The sequence below is a fragment of the Agromyces sp. GQ35 genome (assembly GCF_059758475.1).
In genome coordinates this window covers 1212947-1237530 of the sequence record NZ_JCAXEO010000001.1, presented here as the reverse complement: position 1 = coordinate 1237530, position 24584 = coordinate 1212947, and the positions used below count along the sequence as shown (strand labels likewise).

The window sequence follows — 24584 nt, the reverse complement described above, 5'->3', positions numbered from 1 at the left end:
GCGCAGCGAGCGTATCGAGACCCCCGGTCAGCTCCGTGAACGGACTCGGGGTCGCCTGGCGTATGCCCGCGCGTTGCGGCTCGACAGGGCGAGGAGCACGAGGATGTCGAGTGCGAGCGTGATGAGCGTCGTGCGGAGCGTGATCTCGGTGTCGGCGCCGAAGTAGTCGATCGCCGACCAGGTGATGCTCAGCGTCGCGAAGACCATCACGGTGATGCGGGCCCAGTTGCTGCCGCGGGAGATCAGGAGCGCGAGCACGAGCTCGACGGCGAGTACGAGGCCGCCGATGATGAGCACGACCACGAGCACGGCGTTCGAGCCGGCATCCGCCTCGGCGTCGGTCTCGAGCGGGATGCCGAGGTCTTCGGTGAGCACCCGCCGCCACTGCACCGCGAGCGAGATGAGCCAGACCACCCCGGCGAGCACCCGGCAGACCACGAGGGCCGCTCCGAAGACGGTCGCCGCGGGCCTCGCCATCGTCGGCTCGACCGGTCGCGCCTGCACGAGACGGGCCGGCGACTCGAAGGCCGGGCGCTTGTCGACGCTCACAGCCCCGCCTCCGTCCGCCCCGAGGGCGCCGGCACCGCGGCAGGCGCCGGCACCGCGACATCCGTGAGCTCCCCGGCATCCGCTGCCTCGATCGCCGCGATCGGCACCGCGCCGACGTCGACGACCGGCAGGTCCCCGTCGGTGCGGATCGTGTCACCACCGCCGTTGCGCGAGTGGTAGCCCGTCGAGAAGTCGGCGAGCACCTCGACGCGCGCCGCCGGGTTCGCCCCGATGACGGTGGCGACGATGTGGTCTCGCTCGATGTCGATGTCGGCGTCGATCTTGTGCGTGACCTGCAGGGTGAACAGTGAGAAGCCCACCGCCCGGTCGAAGGTGCCCGCGGCGAGCCACTCCACGCGGCGCCCGCCGGGCAGCAGCCAGTCGTCGGGAGTGCGCCAGAACCGCACGTGATGGCGCCGCGCCGGATTGCCCTCGACTTCCTGCTGGTAGGCGAAGTCCTGCTGCCGTCCGAACAGGAAGAGCGGGCTCACTGGCGCCTCGTCGTAGCTGCGGCGCGTGATCGTCGACGTCACGATGCGCCAGCTCGACGCCAACGTCACGTCGTCGGCCCGGGTCCAGCCCGCCGAGCGCATCGCGGCGTGCAGCGACGCCGCATCGCCGTCGAACGCCAGGTTCACCGGGTCGCCGAGCAGTCCGTCGCTCGTGCGCGCACGGCCGATGAAGTAGTCGGGCACGTAGATCGTCGTGAGGATGCGGTGCAGCCGGGGCAGCACGAGGTAGGCGAGCACGAGCCAGAACAGCAGGAAGAACAGGATGCCGAACCAGCCGAACGAGAACGACTCGGTCAGCACGAGCCACGCGAGCCAGACGGAGGCGACGCCCGCGAACACGAAGAAGAAGCCGTCGAGGGCGGCGTTCACCGAGAACCGGCGCCCTCGCACCGGTTCGGTCGTCGCGCCGGATGCCCCGGCCCCCACCTCCGACATGCCCCAATGCTAGCGAGGGGCAGGCGACCGGCATCATCGCGCGGCCGGCGAAGGTTCTAGGCTCTCGCCATGGCCTACGACATCGCGCGCATTCGTTCCGAGTTTCCGTCGCTCGAGAGCGGTTGGGCCCAGTTCGACGGGCCAGGAGGCACGCAGACACCGAGGTCGGTCGGCGACGCCGTGGCATCCGTGCTCACCGGGCCCCTGTCGAACCGCGGCACGACCGGAGTCTCGGAAGAGCGGGCGGAGGCGGCGGTGCACGGGTTCCGGCTCGCGATGGCCGACCTCGTCAACGGGCATCCGCGCGGCATCGTGCACGGTCGCAGCGCCACGCAGCTCGCCTACGACTTCTCGCGGCATCTCTCGAGGGAGTGGGGACCCCGCGACGAGGTCGTCGTGACCCGGCTCGACCACGACTCGAACGTGCGACCGTGGGTGCAGGCGGCCGAACGCTCCGGCGCGACCGTGCGCTGGGCGGACTTCGACCCGGCGACGGGCGAGCTGCCCGTCGAGGCGGTCATCGCGCTGCTCGGTGAACGCACGCGACTCGTGGCCGTCACGGCCGCGTCGAACCTCATCGGCACGATGCCCGACGTCTCCGCGATCGCCGCGGCCGCGCATGCGGTCGGAGCGCTCGTCTACGTCGACGGCGTGCACTTCACCGCACATGAGCTGCCCGATGTCGCCGCACTCGGTGCCGATTTCTTCACGTGCTCGCCGTACAAGTTCCTCGGCCCGCACTTGGGCGTGCTCGCGGCCGCACCAGCGCTGCTCGAGTCGATCGCGCCCGACAAGCTCCTACCGTCGACGAACGCCGTTCCCGAACGGTTCGAGTTCGGCACGCTCCCCTACGAGCTGCTCGCCGGCGCCACCGCCGCGGTCGACGCACTGGCCGGCCTCGCCGGGACGACGGATGCCGCGAGCTCGCGCCGTGCGAAGCTCGCCGAGTCGTACGCGGCACTGCACGAGCACGAGGCGACGCTTCGCTGCCGCATCGAGGAGCGTCTCGCGCAACTGCCGGAGATCACGGTGTGGTCGCGCGCCGGGCGACGGACGCCGACCTTGCTGATGACCTTCACCGGCCACGAGGCATCCGAGATCACTGCGCGGCTCGCCGAGCGTCACGTGCTCGCGCCGAGCGGCAACTTCTACGCCGTCGAGGCGTCGCGACGGCTCGGCCTGGGCGATGCCGGCGGTCTCCGGGTCGGACTCGCGCCGTACACCGACGACGACGACGTCGACCGCCTGCTGGAGGGGCTCGTCGACGCGATCGGCTGAGAGCCGTCGGCGAACGCGCGCCGGCGCGCAGCGTGGTCGGCGGGCAGCCGTACGCTGGCACGATGACTCTCGCCGACTCCGCTGCCGAACTCCGCCGCCTGCACACCGCACCCGAACTGCTCCAGGTGGTGAACGTGTGGGACGTCGTGAGCGCGAAGGCGGTCGCCGCCCTGCCGCAGACGCGAGCCATCGCGACGGCGAGCCACTCGATCGCGGCGAGCTTCGGCTACGCCGACGGCGAGCAGATCCCCGTCGACCTCATGCTCGACATGTGCGGGCGCATCGCGCGGGCCGTCGACGTGCCGGTGAGCGCCGACCTCGAAGCCGGGTACGGCAACCCTGGCGAGACCGTGCGCCGCGCCATCGGGGAGGGCATCGTCGGCGCCAATCTCGAAGACGAGCTCGCGCCGCTCGCCGACTCGGTCGCGGCGGTCGCCGCTGCGGTCGCCGCCGCTGCAGCCGAGGGCGTGCCCTTCGTGCTGAATGCCCGCACCGACGCGTGGCTCCGCGGCAAGGAACGGCCGCGCGACGTCTGGGTCGCCGACGCCATCGAACGCGGACTCGCCTACCTCGACGCCGGCGCGACGTGCGTGTTCGTGCCGGGCAACTTCGGCGACGACGTCGTCGAAGAGCTCACGGCCGGCATCGGCCGCCATCGCGTGAGCGTCATCGGCCTGCCCGACGTGCCCGCACCCGCCCGTCTCGAAGAGCTCGGCGTGGCGCGCATCTCGTACGGCCCGTACACGCAGCGCATCGCGCTCGGCGCCCTGCAGGATGCCGCGACGGTGCTCTACTCCGGCGGCGTGCCGCCGCACGGCATCCGCGCATTGAACTGACGCGTTCTGCGAATCCCCCACGAGGCGGATGCCCCGCAACCGGCTTGCTCGCTAGGGTGATCGGTGAGGCGGCCCAGCCGCCCGGTCGGGCGGGGGCGCGACCTGAGCGATCGAGCTCGCCCCCACGTGAGGAGCACGCATGGCGAGCGGTATTCCCATCGAGATCACTGGGCTCAGCAAGCACTTCGGCCCGGTGACCGCGGTCGACGACCTGAGCTTCACCGTGCAACCCGGCAAAGTCACCGGATTCCTCGGCCCGAACGGTGCGGGCAAGACGACGACCCTGCGGGTGCTGCTCGGGCTCGAGCGCGCGAGCGCCGGCACGGCGACGTTCGGCGGCACGCCGTACTCGGCGCTGCCCCGGCCCCTCGAGACGGTCGGTGCGGCCCTCGATGCGAGCTTCCATCCGGGCCGAACGGCACGCAACCACCTGAAGGTGTACGCGACCGCCGCCGGCCTGCCGACGACGCGAGTGTCGGCAGTGCTCGAGCAGGTCGGCATGGCCGCGTACGCCGACCGGAGGGTCGGCGGCTACTCGCTCGGCATGCGCCAGCGCCTCGCCCTCGCCTACACCCTGCTCGGCGACCCCGGTGTGTTCGTGCTCGACGAGCCGATCAACGGGCTCGACCCCGAGGGCATCAAGTGGATCCGCGGGTTCCTGCAGACCCTCGCCCACGAGGGTCGCACGGTGCTCGTCTCCTCGCACCTGCTCAGCGAAGTGCAGCAGAGCGTCGACGAGGTCGTGATCATCGCGAAGGGCCGGCTCATGAAGAGCGGCACCCTCGCGAGCCTCGAACTCGACTCCGCGCCCCGCACGATCGCCGACTCACCCGACCGTGCGGCGCTCGCCGCAGCGCTCTCGGCCGCCGGCCTCGAGTTCACCGAGGGGCGCAGCGGCTTCATCGTCGATGAGCCCGATCCTGCACGCGTCGGCCATGCCGCGTTCGTCGGCGGGGTCGAACTCGCGGCCCTGCATCGATTGAAATCGGGTCTCGAAGAGTCCTTCCTCTCCCTCGTCGGCGGCGAAGGCGAGGCGTCGTGAATCTCGTACGCGCCATCGGCGCCGAGTTCCAGAAGGTCTTCACGACCCGGATCTGGTGGCTCCTCGCTATCCTCCTCGCCGCCTACGTCGCCTCCATGTCGGGCGGGTTCGGCGCGTTCTTGGGGTGGGCCACCGAGAATCCGGATGCCGCGGCGTCCTCGGGCGGCACGACACCGCTGCCCGCCGGCATGGATCTCGCCCCGCTGGTCTACAGCTTCGCATCGTCGATCGGCTACGTGTTCCCGGTGCTGCTCGGAGCGCTCGCCGTCACCGGCGAGTTCCGGCACCAGACGCTCACGCCGACGTTCCTCGCCGAACCGCACCGCAACGTCGTGCTCTCGGCGAAGTTCATCTCGCAGCTCGTGATCGGCGCGGGCCTCGGCGTCATCGCCTTCGCGGTCTCGGTCGGCGCGGGCTCTGCGGCGCTCGCCGCGTTCGGGCTCGATACGGGGCTCGACTCGAGCGACACGTGGGCCCTCGTCGGCCGCGGCGTGCTCGCCATGGCACTCTGGGGCGCGATCGGCGTGGGGCTCGGCGTGCTCGTCACCAACCAGGTCGCCGCGATCGTCATCGTGATCGCCTTCACGCAGTTCGTCGAACCGATCCTCCGACTCGTCGCCTCGCTCAGTGACATCACGGCGTCGATCGGGCGATTCCTGCCGGGCGCCGCGAGCGACGCGCTCGTCGGCGCATCCTTCTACAACATCGCCTCGCTCGGTTCGAGCAACTCGCTGGAGTGGTGGCAGGGCGGGCTGGTGCTCGCCGGCATCGCCGTGGTCGCCACCGTCATCGGCGGGGCGACCACCTGGCGGAGGGACGTGACGTAGGGAGTGCATCGTTCCGAGCTTCGTCGTCGTCGGCTTCGGGTGCAGGGCCTGCGCGAGCCGGTCGACGCGTCGGCGCCCGAGGTCGTGCGCCGGTTCGTCGCCGTGCAGGCGCAGGAGTTCGTGCCCGCGCAATGGGGCCTCGCCGCGCGAGTGGTTCCCGAGCGCCGGCCGGATGCCGCATCCGTCACAGCCTCGCTCGACGCCGGTGAGATCCTCCGCACGCACGTGCTGCGACCGACGTGGCACTTCCTGCACCCGGCCGACGCCCGGTGGATCATGGAGCTCTCGGCCGAGCGCGTGCACCAGCAGAACGGCACGTACTACCGCAAGACCGGGCTGACGGGTGAGGCTGCAGCGCGCGGTCTCGACGTCGTCGCCGCCTCGCTCGCGGGCGGGCACCGCACCCGAGCCGACCTCGTCGCCGCACTCGACGCCGAGGGGATGCCCTCGGCCGGGCTCGCATTCACGTACCTCATGATGCTCGCCGAACTCGAGCGGGTCGCGATCAGCGGTGCCAACTCCGGCAAGCAGCGCACGTATGCGGCCTTCGACGAGCGCGTGCCGACGTCGGCGCCGAAGGCCCGTGACGACGCACTCGCAGAACTCGCAGGCCGGTTCATCGCCTCACGCGGCCCGGTGACGGAACGTGATTTCGCCGTGTGGTCGGGCTTCACGCTCGGCGACGCCCGCCTGGCGTTCGCCGCGGCGACGGATCGAAGCGACGGCGCGATCACGACGGCGGAGGTCGACGGAACGAAGCACTGGCTCGACGGATCCGCCTCGCCCGAGCCGAGCCCGGCGGCACCCGACGCGAACGCCGTCGACCTGCTGCAGGCGTACGACGAGTACATCATGGGCTACGCCGCGCCCCGCGCCTTCCTGCTGCCAGACGGCGTCGAGTCGGTGCACGCCGAGACCTCGCTGCACGCGCTGATGATCGACGGGATCATGGCCGGCCGCTGGGCACCCGTGGTCCACCCGAAGCGCGTCGTCGTTCGCATCGTGCCATGGCGGACGTTCTCGCCTGGCGAGGAAGCGGCGCTCGCAGCGTCCGTCGCCGCGGTCGGGCGATTCTTCGGCCTGCCGGTCGAGCTCGTACGCGAGCACCCCGACGGCACGAGCCTCTCCGGCTGAGTACGCCGTGCGAGCCGTCAGGCTCCGGCAGCGCGCCGGTTCGCCTCGACCTCGGCCATGTTCGCCTCGGCCCAGTCCTTCATATGCCACACGATCGGCATCAGGCTCTCGCCGAGGGTGGTGAGCGAGTACTCGACATGGGCCGGGAAGACCTGTTTCACCTCGCGCGTCACGAGGCCGTCGCGTTCGAGCAGCCGGAGCGTCTCCGTCAGCATCTTCTGGCTCGCGCCGGCGATGCGGGCGCGGAGTTGCGAGTGCCGCTGCGGCCCCTCGGACAGCGGCAGCAGCACGAGCGTCACCCACTTCGCACCGAGGATGTCGAGCACTTGGCGCGACGGGCAGGTGGCGAGGTATGACGCGTAGGCGTCTTTCGCGGCGGCGCGCTGCTGGTCGGCGGTGAGCGTCACGGGGTCTCCGGATTCCGTCGGCGGATGAATGGTCGGGGCACCTCCGGCATCCCACGGCACTGTGAAGTGCCTGCTGGTGGGACGCGCACGGCGATGTGACGATCGAAACCGCTGCGGGGCGTGATCCATTCCCGGTGAGCGCAGCGCAGTCGACACCATCCCGCTCGACCGAAGGAATCCAGATGACCAACCTGCTGCACGTCAACGCCTCCGCCAGGGGCGACGCCAGCCGCTCCCTCGAGCTGGCGACGCGCTTCGTCGACGAGCTCCGAGCCGCCGACCGTGAGCTGACTGTCGAACGGCTCGACGTCTTCGACGGCTCGCTTCCCGAGTTCGGCACCGTGGCGGCCGGAGCGAAGATGGCCGTCTTCGGCGGGCAGGAGCAGACCGCTGAACAACAGGATGCCTGGCGCGACGCGCGAGCCGTGTTCGACCGGTTCGACGCCGCCGACACCCTCGTCTTCAACGTGCCGTTCTGGAACGCCGGGGTGCCGTATGCGCTGAAGCAGCTCGTCGACGTGATCACGCAGCCGGGCTGGGCGTTCGCGTTCGACCCCGAGACCGGGTACCGCGGCCTGCTGCAGGGCAAGCGGGCCTTCGTGGTCTACACGAGCGGGGTGTACGCCGAATGGCTGCCGCCGGCGTTCGGCTCCGACTTCACGACCACGTTCTTCCGCGACTGGCTCGCCTTCATCGGCGTCACCGACGTCGAGGAGGTGCACTTCGCGCCGACCGTCGTGAACGCCGACGTGGAGGGTTCTCGGCGAGCGGCGCTCGCGGCCACGCTCGAAGTGGCGGGGCGGTTCGCGGCGGCCGAGCGCTTCGCGGCGTGAGCTGAGCGATCGCGGGGGCGATGACCCGCTACGATCACGGCATGGCCGTCATCGGAAGCGTCTTCATCGCCCTCGCCGCGCTGCTGCACGGCTACATCTTCCTGATGGAGAGCGTCTGGTGGACGAAACCCTCGACGTGGAAGCGCTTCGGCGTCGCCGACCAGGCCGCGGCAGACGTGACGAAGCCGATGGCCTACAACCAGGGCTTCTACAACCTCTTCCTCGGCATCGGCGCGGCGCTCGGCCTCGTGCTCTACTGGGCCGGCGCGATGCCGGCGGGCAAGACGCTCGTGCTCTTCACGGCCGCTTGCATGTTCCTGGCTGCCGCTGTGCTGACCACGACCGGTCGCGGGTACCTGAAGCCTGCGCTCGTGCAGGGCACGCTGCCGCTCATCGGCTTCGTGCTGTTCGCCTTCGCCTGAGCCTCGGTCAGTCGGCGTCGGGCGCGTCGGGCGCGTCGGGCGCGGCCGTGATCTTCAGCCGATCGATGAGTTCACCGGCGTGGTTCGTGCTCAGGATGATGCGGGTGAACTCGCCTGCGGCGAGCTCGAGCACGACCGCGGGGCGCTTGCCCTTGACGATCACGAAGTCGGTGCCGCCGTGGTACTTCCAGACGCCGACGGCCACGACGAGTGGGATCTCGGTGCCCCGGCGACGGATGCCTCGGATCCAGATCCACGGGTCGTCGGTGATCGTCGCCGAGCGGATGTCGTCGCGCTGCACCACGAGGTCGTCGGCACGGAGCGCGAGCGACTTCTCGGCCGTGGTGAGGTGAACCTCGATCCGGTCGGTGTGCACGCGGAGCTTCGCCATGCTTCCATCCTGCCCGAGTCACGCGTTTCGAGGCGTGTCGACTCCCCACAAACGAATAACGGTTTCGTCGTCGGGAGAGGGGCTCCCGACGACGGAGTGGCCCGCCGGTCGAGTAGCTCCCGACGAAGGAGGGAGCGTATCGAGACCCTCAGGCCTCGAAACGCTCGCTGCGCTCCCTACCCGACCGGCGAAACGCGAGGCGCTCCCGACCCGACCGGCGACCTCACGGACGAGCGGAGGCCGCGGCGCGCGCAGCGGCGGGCAGCGCGTCGATGACCCGCACGATCGCGGCGTCGTCGTGCGCCGCGGTGACGAACCAGGCCTCGAACACGCTCGGCGGCAGCGAGACCCCGGCGTCGAGCATCGCGTGGAAGAACGGGGCGTACCGCCACGACTCCTGTCGTTGCACGGTCGCGTAGTCGCGCACTTCTCCCGCCGCGGCCTCAGCACCGAACACGAAGCTGAAGAGGTTACCGGCCCGCTGCACCCGATGTGCGACACCCTCCGCGTCGAGCGCGGCGGAGACCGCGTCGCTGATCGTCTCCGCCGTGGCGTCGAGCTTCGCGTACACCGAGGCATCCGCTGCCCGAAGCGTCGCGACGCCCGCGGCGACGGCGACGGGGTTTCCCGAGAGCGTGCCCGCCTGGTAGACCGGGCCGAGCGGGGCCAGCTCGTCCATGATGTCGGCGCGACCGCCGAGCGCGGCGACCGGCATGCCGCCCCCGATGACCTTGCCGAACGTCATGAGGTCGGGCGTGCAGGCGCTCTCGTCGCCGGCTTCGAGGCCCCACCAGCCGGCGGCCGAAACGCGGAAGCCGGTGAGCACCTCGTCGGAGATGACGAGCGCACCGTGGGCGTGCGCGAGCTCGACGACGGCGCGGTTGAAGCCCGGCATCGGCGGCACGACGCCCATGTTCGCCGCGGCGGCTTCGGTGATGACGGCGGCGATGCGGTCGCCGTGTTCGGCGAACACCGCGCGCAGCGCATCGAGGTCGTTGTAGGGCACCACGAGGGTGAGGGCGGCGATACCGGCGGGAACGCCTGCCGACCCCGGCAGCGCGAACGTCGCGAGGCCCGACCCGGCCTCGGCGAGCAGCCCGTCGGAGTGGCCGTGGTAGTGGCCGGCGAACTTCACGAGCAGGTCGCGTCCGGTGAATCCACGAGCCAACCGGATGGCGCTCATCGTCGCCTCCGTGCCCGTCGAGACGAGGCGGAGCTTCTCGACCGGCCCGACGCGCTGTTCGACGAGCTCGGCGAGCTCGGTCTCGGCGGGCGTCGACGCACCGAACGAGAGGCCGCGCGCCGCGGCATCCGTCACGGCCTCGACGACCCGCGGATCCGCGTGGCCGAGGATGGCCGGGCCCCAGCCGGCCACGAGGTCCACGTATTCGCGACCTTCGGCGTCGGTGACGTAGGGTCCCTTCGCCGAGACGAGGAATCGCGGCGTGCCTCCGACCGAGCGGAACGCCCGGACCGGCGAGTTCACGCCGCCCGGAATGGCCGCCTGCGCGCGGGCGAAGAGCTCGTCGTTCGTCGGGTTGCTCACTCCGTGTCTCCGTTCGTGATCCAGTGCGCGAGCTCGACGGCCCAGTAGGTGAGCACGGCGTCGGCGCCGGCGCGGCGGATGCCCCGCACCGATTCGACGACGGCACGCTTGCGATCGATCCAGCCGTGCGCGGCGGCGGCCTCGATCATCGCGTACTCGCCCGAGACCTGATAGGCCCAGACGGGCACCTCGGATGCCGCGGCGACGTCGGCGAGCACGTCGAGGTAGCTGCCGGCCGGCTTCACCATGACGATGTCGGCGCCCTCGTCGATGTCGATCATCGCCTCGCGCAGGCCCTCGCGTCGATTGCCCGGGTCGAGCTGGTACGAACGTCGATCGCCCTCGAGCGTCGACTCGACGGCCTCGCGGAAGGGACCGTAGAACGCACTCGCGTACTTCGCCGAGTAGGCGAGGATCGCGGTGTGCTGGTGCCCGCCGTCGTCGAGGGCCTCGCGCACGGCGGCGACCTGGCCGTCCATCATGCCCGAGAGCCCGAGCACCTCTGAACCGGCGCGGGCCTGCTCGAGCGCCATGGCGGTGTACCGCTCGAGGCTCGCGTCGTTGTCGACGCGGCCGTGCTCGTCGAGCACGCCGCAGTGGCCGTGATCGGTGAACTCGTCGAGGCAGAGGTCGGTCTGCACCACGATTCGCCCGGCGGATGCCTCGGCGGCAACCCTCGTGGCGACGTTCAGGATGCCGTCGGGGTCGGTTGCACCCGATCCGCGGGCGTCGCGCACCTCGGGCACGCCGAAGAGCATCACGCCGCCGATGCCCGCGGCCGCGGCATCCGACACCGCCTGCGGCAGGCTGTCGAGCGAGTGCTGCACGACGCCCGGCATCGAGCCAATCGGCACGGGGGCGGAGACGCCCTCGCGCACGAAGATCGGCAGCACGAGGTCGGCGGGGTGCAGCCGGGTCTCGGAGACGAGCCGGCGCAGCGCCGGGGTCTCGCGCAGACGGCGCGGGCGGACACGGGGAACGGGCGTGGAACTCACCCGACCAGCCTACGTCGCGGGCGCTGTGCGAGAACCGGGCGGCCGGTGCCGATGCCGGTGCCGGCGCCGATCGGGCAATCCCCGCACGCTGCTCAGGCAATAGGCCGCCGGTCAGGACGAATCCGCGGGATCTTGCCTGATCTGCGGCCTATTGCCTGAAACGCGCGAGACGAAAGGTCGGATCAGGCGTTGGCCGTCGCGGCGTCGACGACCGCGTCGATGAGGGACTCGGCGGTACGGTCACGTGCGACGACGTCGACGCGAAGGCCCACCTGGGCGGCGTCCTTCTTCGTCTGCGGGCCGATGGCGGCGACGAGGATCGACTCGGGGATCGGGCCGAGCTGCTGCTGCACCTGCTCGGCGACACTGCCCGAGGTCACGAGCACGGCGTTGACACGGCCGGCGCGCACGTCGTCGGCGACCTTCTTCGAGACCGGCACGCCGACGGTGCGGTACGCGACCACGGCCTCGACGTGATGTCCGGCGCGGGCCAGGCCGATCGAGAGCACCTGCTTCGCGATGGCCGAACGCAACGCCAGCACGCGAAGGCCGGAGGCGCCCTCGGTGGCCGCCTCCCACTCTTCGAGGAGGCCGCGGGCGGAGTTGTCTTCCGACGGCACGATGTCGACGTGGTAGCCCGCTGCGCCGAGCGCGGCAGCGGTGGTCTCGCCGACCGCTGCGACCTTCGTCGTCTCAGGAATGACCGCATCGTAGGTCGAGAGCACGTCGACCGTCGTCGCGCTCGTGAGGGTGACCCAGTCGAACCCGCCGGCGGCCAGCTTCGCGAGCGCAGCCTCGAGCGCCGGCTGATCGTCGGTCGGCGCGAAGTTGATCATCGGCGCGATCACGGGCGATGCGCCCCGCGCGCGCAGCGCGGCGGCGACGCCGTCGCCCCACGGACCTCCGCGCGGCACGAGCACGCGCCAGCCGGCGAGTGGCTTGCCGGCCGAGCCGGGCAGGTTGATGGCACCCGTCATCGGTTCGAATTCGCTCACTGCGACTCCTCAGGTGGTGCAAGTTCGGCGGCGCCGTTGCCGAGGAGTTCCGCGACGACGCGTTCGGCGACATCGCGTGCCGCGTCCGCCAGGTCGGCGGCGTTGCGGCTGTCGGGGGTGGCTGCGTGCGAACTCGCGAGCTGCCGCGCCCCGTCGGCACTGTACACGGTCGCCGTCAGGAACAGAAGTTCGTCTTCCATGAACGCCGTGGCGCCGATCGGCGCCGAGCAGCCGGCCTCGAGACCGGCCAGCACGAGGCGCTCGGCCAGCACCGTCGCACGGGTCAAGGGGTGGTCGATCGCCTCGAGTGCCCGCTCGAGCGAGCGGTCACCCGTCGCTCGGCGCACCTCGATGGCGAGCGCACCCTGGCCCGGCGCGGTCGGCCAGTCAGCGAGGGGCAGCAGGTCGGTCACGGCATCCGACCGGCCGAGGCGACCGAGGCCGGCCGCGGCCAGGAGCACGGCGTCGAGCTCGCCGGACTCCACCTTGCCGAGTCGTGTGTCGACATTGCCGCGCAGGTCGACCGCGACGACATCGGGCCGGGCGGCGCCGAGCTGCGCGATGCGGCGGGGCGAACCGGTGCCGACGCGGGCCCCCGCGGGAAGCGTGGCCAGCGTGAGTCCGTCGCGCGCGCAGAGCGCATCGCGGGCGTCGGCCCGTTTCGGCACGGCGCCGAGGCGCAGGCCCTCGTGCTCGGCGGTTGGCAGGTCTTTCAGCGAGTGCACGACCACGTCGCATTCGTCGGCCAGCAGTGCTTCGCGGAGCGCGGCTGCGAACACGCCCGTGCCGCCGATCGTGGCGAGCGAGGCACGCGAGATGTCGCCCTGCGTGGTGATCGGAACGAGTTCGATCTCGGCCTTCGCGGCGGAGCCGAGGCGCTCGGAGATCTGCCGGGTCTGGGCCATGGCGAGCGCACTGCCCCGGGTGCCGACGCGGATCACGCCGCTCACGCCGCTCACGGTGCGATCCCCGCGAGGGCCGGCCGGAAGCCGAGGCGCACGTTCTCGCAGCAGCCGGGGCGACAGACGTCGTACCAGGGACCGAGCTCGGTCTCTGCCGGACGCTCGGCGACGGGCGTGCCGTCGACCCGCTCGAGCACGAGATCGACGAGGCCGGCGACGTACGCGGCGTGGGTGCCGGGCGTCGGCACGCGCACGGCGGCGAGGCCGTGCTGCTCGGCGGTCTCGAGCGCCTCGTTGTCGAGGTCCCAGAGCACCTCCATATGGTCGCTCACGAATCCGAGCGGCACGATGACGACGGCCTTGCGACCGGCGGCGGGCAGCTCTTCGATGGCGTCGTTGATGTCGGGCTCGAGCCACGGCATCGACGGGGGGCCGCTGCGCGATTGGTACACGAGCTGCCACGGGACATCCGCTGCCCCGGCCTTGGCCATGACGACCTCGGCGACCGCACGGTGCTGCGCGGCGTAGGCGCCGCCCTCGCCGAAGCCGCGTTCGGCGGGCCCCGACTTCGCGGCATCGGTCGACGGGATCGAGTGCGTCGCGAAGAGCACCTCGATCTCGGTGCTGCGGTTCAGTTCGCCGGACGCCTCGAGGCCCGCGAGCCCGTCGCGCACGCCCTCGACGAACGGGGCGACGAAACCGGGGTGATCGAAGAACTGCCGCACCTTGTCGATCTGGATCTCGTCGCCGAGCCCGGTGTCGGCGAGCGCGTCGGCGAAGTCTTCACGGTACTGGCGGCAGCTCGAGTACGAGCTGTAGGCGCTCGTGGCGATGGCGATGAGCTTGGTGTGGCCGGCGGCCTTCGCCTCTGCGAGCGCGTCGTTGAGGTACGGGTCCCAGTTTCGGTTGCCCCAGTAGACCGGCAGGTCGATGCCGCGGCTCGCGAGCTCGGCCTCGAGTGCCGCCTTCAACTGACGGTTCTGCTCGTTGATCGGACTCGTGCCGCCGAAGTGGCGGTAGTGGTGGGCGACCTCTTCGAGGCGCTCGTCGGGGATGCCGCGACCGCTCGTCACGTTCCGGAGGAACGGGATGACGTCGTCTTGTCCCTCGGGCCCGCCGAAGCCGGCGAGCAGGATCGCGTCGTAGGCGACGGGCTCGGTGACGTGCTCCGGGCCGGGCTGCGCCGCGGGAGTCGCTCCGGGCACGATCGCGCCGGCTGCACAGGGGGCGGATGCCGCGGGGGCCGGTTTGCGGCCGAGATTGACCGCGGCCATTACTGCAGCACCTCCACGAGCTCGGCCGTGGTGATGCGACGGCCCGTGTAGAACGGCACCTCTTCACGCACGTGGCGGCGGGCGTCGGTGTTGCGAAGGTCGCGCATCAGGTCGACGAGCTCGGTGAGGTCGTCGGACTCGATGGGCAGCAGCCACTCGTAGTCGCCGAGGGCGAACGCGCTGACGGTGTTGGCGATCGCACCGCGGAACGCGGCGCCCTTGCGCCCGTGATCGGCGAGCATGCGGCTGCGCTCGTCTTCGGGCAGCAGGTACCACTCGTAGCTGCGCACGAAGGGGTAGACCGTGAGCCAGGACTTCGGCTCGATGCCGCGCAGGAAGCCCGGGACGTGCCGCTTGTTGAACTCGGCGTCGCGGTGCACGCCCATGGCGTTCCAGGTCGGCAGCAGGTACTTCAGGATGCGGGCGCGGCGCAGCTCCCGGAGCGCCCACTGCAGTCCCTCGGCGTTCGGGCCGTGCAGCCACAGCATGACGTCGGCGTCGGCGCGGAGGCCCGAGACGTCGTAGATGCCGCGCAGGGTGATGTCCTCGTTCTCGACGAGCGAGATGACGCCGTCGAGCTCGTCGACGATTCGGCGCACATCGTGACCGTCGTAGTCGTCGGGCCTCGCCGGGTCCCGGCGGAGCACGGCGAACACCGTGAACCCCTCGGGAGACTCGCCGGCTTCGGAATCGGGACGGAGCGCGTCGGCTGCCGCTTCGGCAGCGGGGGAAGACATGCCTCCAGTCTCCCCCTTTCCGCGTGAACGGCCAAAAGAAGTCATGCGGTCGGGTGCGAGTCGACGAGAGATGACCGGGGCATCGCGCTCGACGTACGCTCGACGGATGAGGATCTGGTCGCTGCACCCGCGCTACCTCGACCGGCAGGGGCTCACCGCGTGCTGGCGGGAGACGCTGCTCGCCCAGGCGGTGCTCGAGGGCGCGACTCGCGGCTACACCCGGCATCCGCAGCTCGAGCGGTTCCGCGAGATGCCCGATGCGATCGGCGCGATCGGCGACTACCTCGCCGTCGTCGCCGAGGAAGCCGCCGCCCGCGACTACCGGTTCGACGGAAGCAAGGTGCACCAGCGCAGCGCGACCCCGGTTCGCATCGAGGTGACGCGCGGGCAGCTGGCGCTCGAGTGGACGCACCTGCAGGCGAAGTTGACGAAGCGGTCGCCCGAGGTCGCGCAGCGATGGGCCTCGGTCGCTGTTCCCGATCCGCACCCGTTGTTCCACGTGGTCGACGGCCCGGTGGCCTCATGGGAACGCGCGGTGGCGATCGACGATGCGGCTCAGCCCTGACCTGAGCCGTCCCGATCCTGATCGAGCTCGGTCGCGCTCAGCGCGTCGAGGAACCGGATGACGACCTCGCGCTCGTCGGGCGCGAGCGCGGCGGCGGCGGCGAAGCGACGCGCGTGCTGTCGCCCGACCGACTCGCGAGCCACGATGCGCGTCGTCTCGGTGACGGCGATGGCGAGGGCCCGCCGGTCGGTGGGGTGGGGTGCGCGCGTGACGTGGTCTCCGTGCTCGAGGCGGTCGAGCAGCTTGGTCGTGGATGCACTCGAGATGCCGAGGTACTCGGTGAGGGCGCCCGGGGTCACGATCTCGCCCTGATTGCGTGCGGCGATGAGGAATCGGAGCGCGCGCATGTCGGTGGCGTTGAGCTTCATGTAGCGGCGGGATGCCTCGCTCATACGACGTTCGGCGTCGTGCCAGCCGCGCAGGCTCTGCATGACTCGAACGATCTGTTCGACGCTCGCATCGTCGAGTCCCGAGCGGCTGACGAGTTCTTCGTCGCGGTCGGAGATGCGCGGGTCGTGCATGCCGGCGGCGATGTCGCTCCGAGCATGCCGATCAGTTGCCATGGATTGATTCTAGCCAGTGATGTATATTTCTCGCTAAGCTAACTACTAGCCCAAGCAGTGAATGACTGGAGCTCGCATGACCCTCACCGACATCGAAGAGGTCGTGCTCCTCGACGCCGACGATCGGCCCATCGGGCGCGCGCCGAAGTCGAGCGTGCACGGCGCGGACACGGCGCGGCACCTCGCCTTCTCGTGCCACGTCTTCAATGAGCGCGATGAACTGCTCGTGACCCGGCGAGCGCTCTCGAAGCAGGCATGGCCCGGCGTCTGGACCAACTCGTTCTGCGGCCACCCGGCCCCCGCCGAGACCCTCGTGCACGCGATCCGCCGTCGCGGCGAGTTCGAACTGGGGCTCGAGCTCGACCGCATCGAGCCCGTGCTCCCCTTCTTCCACTACCGGGCGACGGATGCCTCGGGCGTCGTCGAGAACGAACTGTGCCCCGTCTACACGGCGCGCTCGACGACCACCCCGGTGCCGCATCCGAGTGAGGTCGTCGACTTCGCGTGGGTGCATCCGCACCAACTCGCCCCGGCGATCGAGCATGCGCCGTGGGCGTTCAGCCCGTGGCTGGTGCTGCAGGCGCAGCTGCTGCCGTTCCTCGGCGGATCCCGATCCGAGTCGATCGCCTCATGATCGCCCTGACCCTCGACCGTGCTGTCGCCAGGCGCGGCGCGACCGTCGACGAGTTCCTCGAGGCGTTCTTCGTCGAGCGCGTGGCGCGGGCGGCCTCGCTCGGCGACGACTACGCCCGGCTCTGGGAGTCGGCGCGCGACGCCACCGCCGGCGGCAAGCGCATCCGGCCCGAGCTCGCACTCGCGGCGCACACCGCATTCGCCGGTACCGAGTCGACGGAAATCGTGCGGCTCGCCGCGGCGTTCGAGCTCCTGCACACCGCCTTCCTCATGCACGACGACGTGATCGATCACGATCTCGTGCGGCGCGGTGCGCCGAACGTCGCCGGCCGCTTCGCGCTCGACGGCATCGGACGCGGGCTGTCGACCGCTCGAGCGCACGACTACGGCGAAGCATCCGCGATTCTCGCCGGCGACCTGCTGATCAGCAGCGCGCACCGACTCGTGGCAGAACTCGACGCGCCTCGCGACGTTCGCAGCCGGCTGCTCGAGATCATCGACGAGTGCGTCTTCCTCGCCGCGGCCGGCGAGCACGCCGACGTGCGCCAGGCGGGCACAGCTCCCGACGAGCGCGACATCCTCACCATGATCGAGAACAAGACCGCGTCGTACTCGTTCAGCGCCCCCTTGCAGGCGGGTGCCGTGCTCGCCGGCGCACCAGCCGATGCGGTCACCCGCCTCGGCGAGATCGGCCGCCAGCTCGGCATCGCCTTCCAGCTGCGCGACGACGTGCTCGGCGTCTACGGCACCGCAGCGGTCACGGGCAAGTCGGTCCTCGGCGACCTGCGCGAGGGCAAGGAGACACTGCTCGTCGCCTATGCCCGCCAGCACGCCGCCTGGGTGGACGTCTCGGGTGACTTCGGCCGGCCGGACCTCGACGAAGCAGCCGCCGAACGCCTCCGGGCGACGATCGAGGCGAGCGGCGCCCTGGCTCGAGTCGAGCAGCTCATCGCCGCTCGCTGCGGCGGTGCCGTCGATGCGATCACCGCAGCCCGACTGCCGGCCGCACTCCGTGACGGCCTCACGGCATCGGCACGCGAGTGCGTGGAGCGTGCGCGATGACCGCGCCCGTGAGCGGACTCGCCCTCTACGACCGCACCGCGCGCCTGGGTTCGGCGCAGGTGATCTCGCACTACTCGACCTCCTTCGGGCTGGCGAGCCGATTGTGCTCCGGCCCCGTGCGCGCACACGTCGCCGATATCTACGCGCTCGTGCGCATCGCCGACGAGATCGTCGACGGGCCGGCCGAGGAGGCGGGGCTGGTACCGGCCGAGCGACGCGAGATGCTCGACGCCCTCGAAGCCGAGACCGAGCAGGCGATCGACCGCGGGTACAGCTCGAACCTCGTGGTGCACGCGTTCGCGCAGACGGCACGCGCGACGGGATTCGGGGCCGAGCTGACCCGCCCGTTCTTCGCGTCGATGCGGCGCGACCTCGAACCGGTCGACTTCGACGATGACGAGTTGCGCGCCTACGTCTACGGCTCGGCCGAGGTCGTCGGGTTGATGTGCCTCTGCGCCTTCGGCGACGGGCTCCCCGCCGATGCCGCGCGCGATGAGCGCTGGCGACGCGGTGCCCGGCACCTGGGCGCCGCGTTCCAGAAGGTCAACTTCCTGCGAGACCTGGCCGACGATTACGCGACGCTCGGGCGGCGCTACTTTCCGGGTATCGACCCCGCGCACCTCACCGAGGCCGAGAAGCACCGGCTGCTCGACGACATCGACCGCGATCTCGCCATCGCGGGGGCGGTCGTGCCCGAGCTGCCGAGCGGATGCCGCAGGGCCGTCGCCGCGGCGCACGCGTTGTTCTCCGCCCTCTCCGAACGGCTGCGCCGCACCCCTGCCGCCGAGCTGTTGACGACCCGGGTGAGCGTGCCGACGTCGCAGAAGCTGCTGCTGCTCGTGCGCGCGACGGCATCGCGGTCGCGCCGCAGCATGCGCCGAGCGGATGCCTCGTGAGCCGCGTCGCCATCGTGGGTGCGGGCATCGCCGGCCTCGCGACCGCCGCACTCCTCGCCCGGGACGGGCACGACGTCACCGTCTACGAGGCGAATGACACCGTGGGCGGCCGTGCAGGCCGATGGGACGCCGACGGCTTCCGGTTCGACACGGGCCCCTCGTGGTACCTCATGCCCGAGGTGTTCGAGCACTTCTACCGACTCATGGGCTCGAGCGCCGCCGCTGAGCTCGACCTCGTGCGCCTCGAGCCCGGCTACCGGGTGTTCTTCGAACGCCACGACGAGCCACTCGACCTCGTGGCGGATCGGGCTCGCGCCGCCGCCGCGTTCGAGGCGATCGAACCCGGTGCCGGACGGGAGCTCGAGCGGTACCTCGACTCGGCCGACGAGACCACGCGCCTCGCGCTCGACCACTTCCTCTACAACGACTTCTCCGCTCCGAGCACGCTGCTCGTGCCACCGGTGCTGCGGCGACTCGGGCGTCTCGGCCGTCTGCTGCTGCAGCCGCTCGATCGCTTCGTCGCCGGCCGCTTCCGCGACGAGCGCCTGCGGCAGGTGCTCGGCTACCCGGCGGTCTTCCTCGGCACCTCGCCCTCGGCCGCCCCGAGCATGTACCACCTGATGAGTCACTTCGATCTCGACGACGGCGTCTTCTATCCGCTCGGCGGGTTCCGCGAGGTCATCGACAGCGTGGCGCGACTCGCGGAGCGCGCCGGCGTGCGCATCGTCACGAGTGCCCGAGTCACCCGCATCGAGGTCGAAGACGGCGCGGCAAGCGGCATCCGCCGGCTGGATGCCGCGGGCGCGGAGCACCTCGATGCGGCCGAGGTGGTCGTGTCGGCCGCCGATCTGCACCACACCGAGACGGAGCTGCTGCCCGCGACGGCACGGAGCCGATCGGATGCCGCGTGGCGGAAGGCGGAGCCCGGCCCCGGCGCAGTGCTCGTGATGCTCGGAATCCGCGGCGAGCTGCCGCAGCTGCAGCACCATAACCTGCTGTTCACCGCCGACTGGAACGAGAACTTCGAGCGCATCTTCGGGCGCGCCCCGTCGGTGCCCGACCCGGCCTCGCTGTACGTGTGCAAGCCGAGCGCGACCGACTCGACGCTGGCGCCGGCCGGCGACGAGAACGTCTTCGTGCTCGTGCCGGTGCCGGCCGATCCCGTCATCGGCCGAGGCGGCATCGACGGCACGGGCGACGCCGCGGTCGAGCGCATCGCCGATGCCGCCATCGCGCAGATCTCGACGTGGGCGAACATCCCCGACTTGGCCGAGCGCATCGTGGTTCGCCGCACCGTGGGCCCCGGCGACTTCGCGGCGGAGTTCAACTCGTGGCGCGGCTCGGCGCTGGGACCCGGGCACGTGCTGCGCCAGAGCGCATTCCTTCGCGGTCGCACGGCGTCGCAACGGGTGCGCGGGCTCTACTTCGCGGGGGCCACGACGATTCCCGGCATCGGCCTGCCGATGTGCCTCATCAGCGCCGAGCTGGTGGCGAAATCGCTGCGCGGAGAACGCGGCGCGGGGCCGCTCGCGGAACCGGTCGTCCGGAGCGTGCCGGCATGAGCGTCGTGTACCTCGCCGTGCTGCTCGGCGGCATCGGCTGCATGGTGCTGCTCGACATGCGGTTCCGGCTCGTCTTCGCGTCGTCGACGTCTCGGCGTGCCGCCGTCGTGCTCGCCATCGGCGTCGCGTTCTTCCTCGCCTGGGACCTCGCCGGCATCGGCCTCGGCATCTTCCACCGCGGCGAGAACGCGGTGAGCACCGGCATCCTGCTCGCCCCCGAGCTGCCCCTCGAAGAGCTCGTGTTCCTCGCCTTCCTCTGCTACCTCACGCTGGTGCTCTACACCGGCGCCGTACGCCTCATCGCGGCGAAGGAGGCCCGCCGATGACCTATCTGCTGCTCTCGATCGGATTCCTCGCCGTCGCGCTCGTCGTCGCGGCATTCGGCTGGCGGCGCGCACCGCGCGGACACGGGCGGGCCGTGCTGCTCACGACCCTCGTGCTCGTCGTGCTGACCGTCGCCTTCGACTCGATCATGATCGCCGCGGGACTGTTCGGCTACGCCGACGAGCACATCTCGGGCCTGCGACTCGGCCTCGCGCCGATCGAGGACCTCGCGTACCCGGTCGCCGGCGTGCTGCTGCTCAGCGGACTGTGGAACCTGCTCGGCGGGGTCGATCGCGCCGGCGGGCGCCGCGCGACATGGGTCGCTGCCGATGCGGAGCGCGAGCGATGAGCGTCGTGGCTCGCCGCAGTTCCGTCGCCGACCTGCTCACCGCATCCCGTCCGCTCAGCTGGGTGAACACCGCGTTCCCCTTCGCGGCCGCCTACCTGCTGACCACCCGCGAGGTCGACCCGGCGTTCGTGGTCGGCACGATCTTCTTCCTCGTGCCGTACAACCTCGCGATGTACGGCGTGAACGACGTGTTCGACTACGCGTCGGATGTCGCGAACCCGCGCAAGGGCGGCGTCGAGGGCGCGCTGCTCGTGCCCGGCCGCCACCGGCTCACGATCGTCGCCGCCATCGTCGCCTGCGCGCCGTTCGTCGTCGCCCTCGTGGTGTTCGGCGGCCCGGTGTCGTGGGCGGTGCTCGCCGTCAGCCTCTTCGCGGTCGCGGCGTACTCGGTGCCGGGGCTTCGGTTCAAGGAGGTGCCGTTCCTCGACTCGCTCACCTCGAGCGTGCACTTCGTGAGTCCGGCGGTCTACGGCCTGGTGCTCGCCGGGGCGGCATTCACGCCGCAGCTCCTGGCGCTGCTGCTCGGCTTCCTCGCCTGGGGCGTCGCGAGCCACGCGTTCGGGGCGGTGCAAGACGTCGTGCCCGACCGCGCGGGCGGCATCGGCTCGATCGCCACGGTGCTCGGTGCCCGGCGCACGGTGTGGTTCGCGATGGGCGCGTGGGTGCTCGCCGGGCTGCTCATGCTCGTCACGTCGTGGCCCGGACCGCTCGCCGCCCTGCTCGTGGTGCCGTACCTCGCGGTGGCTGCGCCGTTCCGCAGCATCACCGACGCCGAATCGGGGCGGGCCAACGAGGGGTGGAAGCGATTCCTCGGCATCAACTACGTCGTCGGCTTCCTGGTGACGATGCTGCTCATCTGGTACGCGGCCATCACGGGCTGAACCCGATCGACCCGCGACGAGCGGGCGCATCGACTGCTCGAGGTGGTTCAGCGCAGGAGCCGCGTGAACCGGAACGACGCGAAGCCCTCGATCGGCAGCTCTTCGATACCCGCGAAGCCCGCCTCCCTGGCATACCGCTCGAGGGTCGACTGCCGCATCACCGTGCCGGTGCCGACCGATCCGGGCGCGGAGAGACTGTCGGGCAGGCACATGAGGAGGCTGTACCCGTACATGATCCGCTCCGTCTCGTCGCCGTCGGGCGCGAACTCGGCTGCGACGGCCTCGTCCATGATCACGACCACGCCGTCGGGGCGTGCGGCGCGTCGGATCGCCGCGAGCACCTCGACCGGTCGTGGCATGTCGTGCAGCGCCTCGAAGACGAACACGGCGTCGAACACGGCGTCCTCGGGAAGCGCCTCACCGGCGACGTGATGGAACCGAACCCGATCGGCGACTCCCGCCGCCCGCGCGTGATCCCGCGCCGCCGCGATGGAGGGACCGTCGATGTCGAACCCCTCGACACGAGCGTCCGGATACCCCTGCGCGATCCCGATCGCCGACCAGCCGTGCCCGCTCCCGACATCCGCGATCCGGGCGCCTGGGCGGGAGAGCACCGAGTGCATCGAGGGAACGCCGGCGAGCGCAGGCGCGAGCTGCCGAAGGAACCACGGGCGGTTGATGTCGCCCTGCGCCTCGCGGGCATCGTCGCCGAGCTGCTCCCACGAGACCCCGCTGCCCGTTCGGTACGCGTCGAGCAGTGCGGGGAGTTGACCTGCCGTCGCGGCCAAGAACCGTCCGAGCGGTGCGAGATAGCTGAGCGAGTCGGAGTCGACGAGCACCTCCACGTGCGCGGGCGGCAGGGTGAACCTGCGGGCGGATGCCGCGGCATCCGCATCATCGACGGTCAGGATGCCGATCACCGCCTGCTGCTCGAGCCATTCGAGCGCGTAGCGCTCGTGGGTGCCGGTCCGTGCGGCGAGTGTCGGCGCGTCGAGCGCCTCGCCGGCTGCGAGGGCGCGATACCAGCCGAGACGATCGCCGAGATAGATGCTGAGCTGTTCGATGCCACCGAGAGCCGAGGCGAAGATGCGGTCGGCGAATGCCGTCACCGCGTCTGCGTCGCGATCGACAGCTGCGGCCTGGGAGTCCCGTTCCGACGTCATCGTCGATTCCTTCCGATCAACCGGCGCGAGGCCGGACTGCTACTCACCCACGAGCAGGCGAGTCGAGTGCTCGAGGTGCTCGCGCACGGCGTCGGGCCCGCGCGAGGGGAGTTCGTCGAGCAGGGCGCGATGCTCGGCGATGAGGCTGTCGAGCGTGTAGTGCGGGCGCACGTGCAGGAGGAACAGCAGCAGCTCGCTGCCGAGCCCCGCGTGGGCCTCGATGATACGGGGGCTCTCGGATGCCGCCACGATGGCCCGATGGAAGTCGGCGTGGATGCGCTCGACCTCGAGCCAGTCCACGGCGGCGTCGCCACCGGCGGCGGCAACGGACTCGCCCCGGGCGAGTTCGGCGAGCCGGTCGAGAGCGGCGTGCGCCGGCTCGAGCACGTGCTCCGGCCACTCCCCGTCGTATCTCGCACCAGCGATGCGCACCGCCTCGACCTCGAGCGCGGCGCGCAGTTGCTGCAGCGCGATGACGTGATCGCGATCGAAGCTCGCGACGCGCACACCGCGGTAGGCCTCCGCGACGGCGAGGCGTTCGGCGACCAGTCGCTGGAATGCCGCGCGGACCGTGTGGCGCGACACGGCGTACTGCTCTGAGGAGGCTTCTTCCCGAAGCGGCGTGTCGGGCGGGAGCGCTCCGCTCAGGATGTCCGCGCGCACGAGGCCCGCGACCCGATCGACCGCGGTCGCTGATGCGGCCGCGGTACTCGCCGCGCGTCGTGACATCGGCACCGGGGCATCCGCTCGCTGTGACCCTGGGCGGCGATCAGTCGAGGTTCGCGCGCACGACGAGCCACACGGTGACCCCGACCGCTGCGACGACGCCGACGGCGGCCGCGATGGCGGCGACCGGCTGTTCGTCGGCGAATCGGCGGAGCTTCGCCTTCGCCCGCTCGGTTCTGATGCCGACCTGCTTCGGCACGTTGAGCTTGTCTTCGAGCGCGTTGAGCGTCTGGGCGAACTCGGAGCGCGCTCGCTGCGACGCGGCCTTCGCCTGCAGGCGGGTGAGGTTGCGTTCGCGCGTCGCGGTGTCGCGCTTCGACGGGTGGCGGGCGTCAGTAACGGCGGTCATAGTCACCCGTTCCCTTCAGGGCGTCGAGGTCGGCTTTCAGGCTGTCGATCGACTCGAGCGGTTCGGAGCCCCGCTTGAAGTTGACGTAGGCGATCCAGAGCAGCACGACGATGATCAGCAGCAGCGCACCCGACACGGTGAGCGCGGCCGCCCAGGCCGGCATCACGAGCGCGAGCGCGAAGATGCCGGTGACGATCAGGGTGAAGAGCAGGAAGACGCCGACGACCGCAGCCCCGGCGACGAGGCCGGAGCCGATGCCGAAGTGCTTGACCTTGTAGGAGACCTCGGCCTTGATCTGGTCGATCTCGGCGCGCACGAGCGAGGTGATCGTGTCGGGCAGCTCGCCGATCAGCGTGAAGAGCGATCGGTCGTCGTTCGAGGGTGCGGTCATCGCGC

General features: G+C 71.0%; 30 protein-coding genes. 15 read left to right on the top strand and 15 right to left on the bottom strand.

Annotated elements, in window-relative coordinates; translation table 11 throughout:
- Window positions 1-27: 27 nt before the first annotated feature.
- Both AC6CH0_RS05800 and AC6CH0_RS05795 read right to left on the bottom strand, forming a co-directional pair.
- On the bottom strand, window positions 28-549 hold the full coding sequence (locus tag AC6CH0_RS05800; RefSeq protein ID WP_498098845.1) for a hypothetical protein: 522 nt from the start codon (window positions 547-549) through the stop codon (window positions 28-30).
- Window positions 546-1496 carry an LssY C-terminal domain-containing protein gene (locus AC6CH0_RS05795; protein WP_498098843.1) on the bottom strand — a complete coding sequence of 317 codons (951 nt, stop codon included), beginning with the start codon at window positions 1494-1496 and terminating at the stop codon, window positions 546-548. The genes AC6CH0_RS05800 and AC6CH0_RS05795 overlap by 4 nt, the downstream gene beginning before the upstream one ends.
- Window positions 1497-1565: 69 nt before the next feature.
- Here AC6CH0_RS05795 and AC6CH0_RS05790 point away from each other — a divergent pair, with 69 nt between their 5' ends.
- The 5 genes from AC6CH0_RS05790 (at window position 1566) to AC6CH0_RS05770 (ending at window position 6613) form a co-directional block, all read left to right on the top strand.
- The gene (locus tag AC6CH0_RS05790; protein WP_498098842.1) at window positions 1566-2774 is read left to right on the top strand and encodes a cysteine desulfurase-like protein; all 1209 of its coding nucleotides are present in this window, start codon (window positions 1566-1568) and stop codon (window positions 2772-2774) included.
- A 62-nt stretch (window positions 2775-2836) separates the two neighbouring features.
- Window positions 2837-3610, top strand: a complete 774-nt coding sequence (locus AC6CH0_RS05785; RefSeq protein WP_498098841.1) for an isocitrate lyase/PEP mutase family protein — start codon at window positions 2837-2839, stop codon at window positions 3608-3610.
- A 139-nt stretch (window positions 3611-3749) separates the two neighbouring features.
- Window positions 3750-4652 (top strand): ATP-binding cassette domain-containing protein, encoded by a 903-nt coding sequence (locus tag AC6CH0_RS05780; RefSeq protein WP_498098839.1) that lies wholly within the window; start codon window positions 3750-3752, stop codon window positions 4650-4652.
- On the top strand, window positions 4649-5479 hold the full coding sequence (locus AC6CH0_RS05775; RefSeq protein WP_498098837.1) for an ABC transporter permease: 831 nt from the start codon (window positions 4649-4651) through the stop codon (window positions 5477-5479). Before AC6CH0_RS05780 ends, AC6CH0_RS05775 begins: the two co-directional genes overlap by 4 nt.
- A gap of 3 nt (window positions 5480-5482) precedes the next feature.
- Window positions 5483-6613, top strand: coding sequence for a winged helix DNA-binding domain-containing protein (locus tag AC6CH0_RS05770; protein ID WP_498098836.1), 1131 nt, complete (start codon window positions 5483-5485; stop codon window positions 6611-6613).
- A 17-nt stretch (window positions 6614-6630) separates the two neighbouring features.
- Here the strand turns inward: AC6CH0_RS05770 and AC6CH0_RS05765 are convergent, their stop codons facing one another.
- Window positions 6631-7020 (bottom strand): winged helix-turn-helix transcriptional regulator, encoded by a 390-nt coding sequence (locus tag AC6CH0_RS05765; protein ID WP_498098835.1) that lies wholly within the window; start codon window positions 7018-7020, stop codon window positions 6631-6633.
- A 182-nt stretch (window positions 7021-7202) separates the two neighbouring features.
- Here AC6CH0_RS05765 and AC6CH0_RS05760 point away from each other — a divergent pair, with 182 nt between their 5' ends.
- Window positions 7203-7853: an FMN-dependent NADH-azoreductase gene (locus AC6CH0_RS05760; RefSeq protein WP_498098833.1), complete on the top strand. Its 651-nt coding sequence runs from the start codon at window positions 7203-7205 to the stop codon at window positions 7851-7853.
- Between the two features lie 41 nt (window positions 7854-7894).
- Window positions 7895-8275 carry a DUF1304 domain-containing protein gene (locus AC6CH0_RS05755; protein ID WP_498098832.1) on the top strand — a complete coding sequence of 127 codons (381 nt, stop codon included), beginning with the start codon at window positions 7895-7897 and terminating at the stop codon, window positions 8273-8275.
- A gap of 7 nt (window positions 8276-8282) precedes the next feature.
- Here the strand turns inward: AC6CH0_RS05755 and AC6CH0_RS05750 are convergent, their stop codons facing one another.
- The 7 genes from AC6CH0_RS05750 to hemQ form a co-directional block, all read right to left on the bottom strand.
- Window positions 8283-8666, bottom strand: a complete 384-nt coding sequence (locus AC6CH0_RS05750) for a hypothetical protein (protein WP_498098831.1) — start codon at window positions 8664-8666, stop codon at window positions 8283-8285.
- A 223-nt stretch (window positions 8667-8889) separates the two neighbouring features.
- On the bottom strand, window positions 8890-10212 hold the full coding sequence (hemL, locus tag AC6CH0_RS05745) for a glutamate-1-semialdehyde 2,1-aminomutase (RefSeq protein WP_498098830.1): 1323 nt from the start codon (window positions 10210-10212) through the stop codon (window positions 8890-8892).
- Window positions 10209-11207 carry a porphobilinogen synthase gene (gene hemB, locus AC6CH0_RS05740; RefSeq protein ID WP_498098829.1) on the bottom strand — a complete coding sequence of 333 codons (999 nt, stop codon included), beginning with the start codon at window positions 11205-11207 and terminating at the stop codon, window positions 10209-10211. Before hemB ends, hemL begins: the two co-directional genes overlap by 4 nt.
- A 182-nt stretch (window positions 11208-11389) precedes the next feature.
- Window positions 11390-12184 carry a uroporphyrinogen-III synthase gene (locus AC6CH0_RS05735; protein ID WP_498101052.1) on the bottom strand — a complete coding sequence of 265 codons (795 nt, stop codon included), beginning with the start codon at window positions 12182-12184 and terminating at the stop codon, window positions 11390-11392.
- A 14-nt stretch (window positions 12185-12198) separates the two neighbouring features.
- Window positions 12199-13161: a hydroxymethylbilane synthase gene (gene hemC / locus AC6CH0_RS05730; protein WP_498098828.1), complete on the bottom strand. Its 963-nt coding sequence runs from the start codon at window positions 13159-13161 to the stop codon at window positions 12199-12201.
- Window positions 13158-14378: a ferrochelatase gene (locus AC6CH0_RS05725; RefSeq protein ID WP_498098827.1), complete on the bottom strand. Its 1221-nt coding sequence runs from the start codon at window positions 14376-14378 to the stop codon at window positions 13158-13160. Before AC6CH0_RS05725 ends, hemC begins: the two co-directional genes overlap by 4 nt.
- Complete coding sequence (gene hemQ, locus AC6CH0_RS05720; RefSeq protein ID WP_498098826.1) at window positions 14378-15115, bottom strand: hydrogen peroxide-dependent heme synthase; 738 nt, start codon at window positions 15113-15115, stop codon at window positions 14378-14380. Before hemQ ends, AC6CH0_RS05725 begins: the two co-directional genes overlap by 1 nt.
- Window positions 15116-15221: 106 nt before the next feature.
- Here hemQ and AC6CH0_RS05715 point away from each other — a divergent pair, with 106 nt between their 5' ends.
- On the top strand, window positions 15222-15680 hold the full coding sequence (locus tag AC6CH0_RS05715; RefSeq protein WP_498098825.1) for a pyrimidine dimer DNA glycosylase/endonuclease V: 459 nt from the start codon (window positions 15222-15224) through the stop codon (window positions 15678-15680).
- On the opposite strand, the gene AC6CH0_RS05710 is transcribed toward AC6CH0_RS05715, so the two are convergent.
- Window positions 15671-16243 carry a MarR family winged helix-turn-helix transcriptional regulator gene (locus tag AC6CH0_RS05710; protein ID WP_498098824.1) on the bottom strand — a complete coding sequence of 191 codons (573 nt, stop codon included), beginning with the start codon at window positions 16241-16243 and terminating at the stop codon, window positions 15671-15673. The two genes, AC6CH0_RS05715 and AC6CH0_RS05710, sit on opposite strands and share 10 nt — an antisense overlap.
- Before the next feature lie 76 nt (window positions 16244-16319).
- On the opposite strand from AC6CH0_RS05710, the gene idi reads away from it, so the two are divergent.
- The 7 genes from idi to AC6CH0_RS05675 are packed head-to-tail and all read left to right on the top strand — an operon-like array spanning window position 16320 to window position 21950.
- Window positions 16320-16877: an isopentenyl-diphosphate Delta-isomerase gene (gene idi / locus AC6CH0_RS05705; protein ID WP_498098822.1), complete on the top strand. Its 558-nt coding sequence runs from the start codon at window positions 16320-16322 to the stop codon at window positions 16875-16877.
- Window positions 16874-17938 carry a polyprenyl synthetase family protein gene (locus AC6CH0_RS05700; RefSeq protein ID WP_498098820.1) on the top strand — a complete coding sequence of 355 codons (1065 nt, stop codon included), beginning with the start codon at window positions 16874-16876 and terminating at the stop codon, window positions 17936-17938. Before idi ends, AC6CH0_RS05700 begins: the two co-directional genes overlap by 4 nt.
- Window positions 17935-18834 (top strand): phytoene/squalene synthase family protein, encoded by a 900-nt coding sequence (locus AC6CH0_RS05695; protein WP_498098819.1) that lies wholly within the window; start codon window positions 17935-17937, stop codon window positions 18832-18834. The genes AC6CH0_RS05700 and AC6CH0_RS05695 overlap by 4 nt, the downstream gene beginning before the upstream one ends.
- Window positions 18831-20396 carry a phytoene desaturase family protein gene (crtI, locus tag AC6CH0_RS05690; protein WP_498098817.1) on the top strand — a complete coding sequence of 522 codons (1566 nt, stop codon included), beginning with the start codon at window positions 18831-18833 and terminating at the stop codon, window positions 20394-20396. The genes AC6CH0_RS05695 and crtI overlap by 4 nt, the downstream gene beginning before the upstream one ends.
- A complete protein-coding gene (locus tag AC6CH0_RS05685; protein ID WP_498098815.1) occupies window positions 20393-20722 on the top strand; it encodes a lycopene cyclase domain-containing protein in 330 nt (109 codons plus the stop codon). Before crtI ends, AC6CH0_RS05685 begins: the two co-directional genes overlap by 4 nt.
- Window positions 20719-21069, top strand: coding sequence for a lycopene cyclase domain-containing protein (locus AC6CH0_RS05680; RefSeq protein ID WP_498098814.1), 351 nt, complete (start codon window positions 20719-20721; stop codon window positions 21067-21069). Before AC6CH0_RS05685 ends, AC6CH0_RS05680 begins: the two co-directional genes overlap by 4 nt.
- Window positions 21066-21950, top strand: a complete 885-nt coding sequence (locus tag AC6CH0_RS05675; RefSeq protein WP_498098813.1) for a prenyltransferase — start codon at window positions 21066-21068, stop codon at window positions 21948-21950. Before AC6CH0_RS05680 ends, AC6CH0_RS05675 begins: the two co-directional genes overlap by 4 nt.
- 47 nt (window positions 21951-21997) lie before the next feature.
- Here AC6CH0_RS05675 and AC6CH0_RS05670 read toward each other — a convergent pair whose 3' ends face one another.
- From AC6CH0_RS05670 to AC6CH0_RS05655, 4 genes are read right to left on the bottom strand one after another with little or no spacing between them, the layout of a single operon-like run.
- Window positions 21998-23113, bottom strand: a complete 1116-nt coding sequence (locus AC6CH0_RS05670) for a class I SAM-dependent methyltransferase (protein WP_498098812.1) — start codon at window positions 23111-23113, stop codon at window positions 21998-22000.
- A 39-nt stretch (window positions 23114-23152) separates the two neighbouring features.
- Complete coding sequence (locus AC6CH0_RS05665; RefSeq protein ID WP_498101050.1) at window positions 23153-23842, bottom strand: GntR family transcriptional regulator; 690 nt, start codon at window positions 23840-23842, stop codon at window positions 23153-23155.
- 40 nt (window positions 23843-23882) lie between these two features.
- Window positions 23883-24188 carry a DUF3618 domain-containing protein gene (locus AC6CH0_RS05660; RefSeq protein WP_498098810.1) on the bottom strand — a complete coding sequence of 102 codons (306 nt, stop codon included), beginning with the start codon at window positions 24186-24188 and terminating at the stop codon, window positions 23883-23885.
- Complete coding sequence (locus tag AC6CH0_RS05655) at window positions 24172-24579, bottom strand: phage holin family protein (protein WP_498098809.1); 408 nt, start codon at window positions 24577-24579, stop codon at window positions 24172-24174. The genes AC6CH0_RS05660 and AC6CH0_RS05655 overlap by 17 nt, the downstream gene beginning before the upstream one ends.
- Window positions 24580-24584 lie beyond the last annotated feature (5 nt).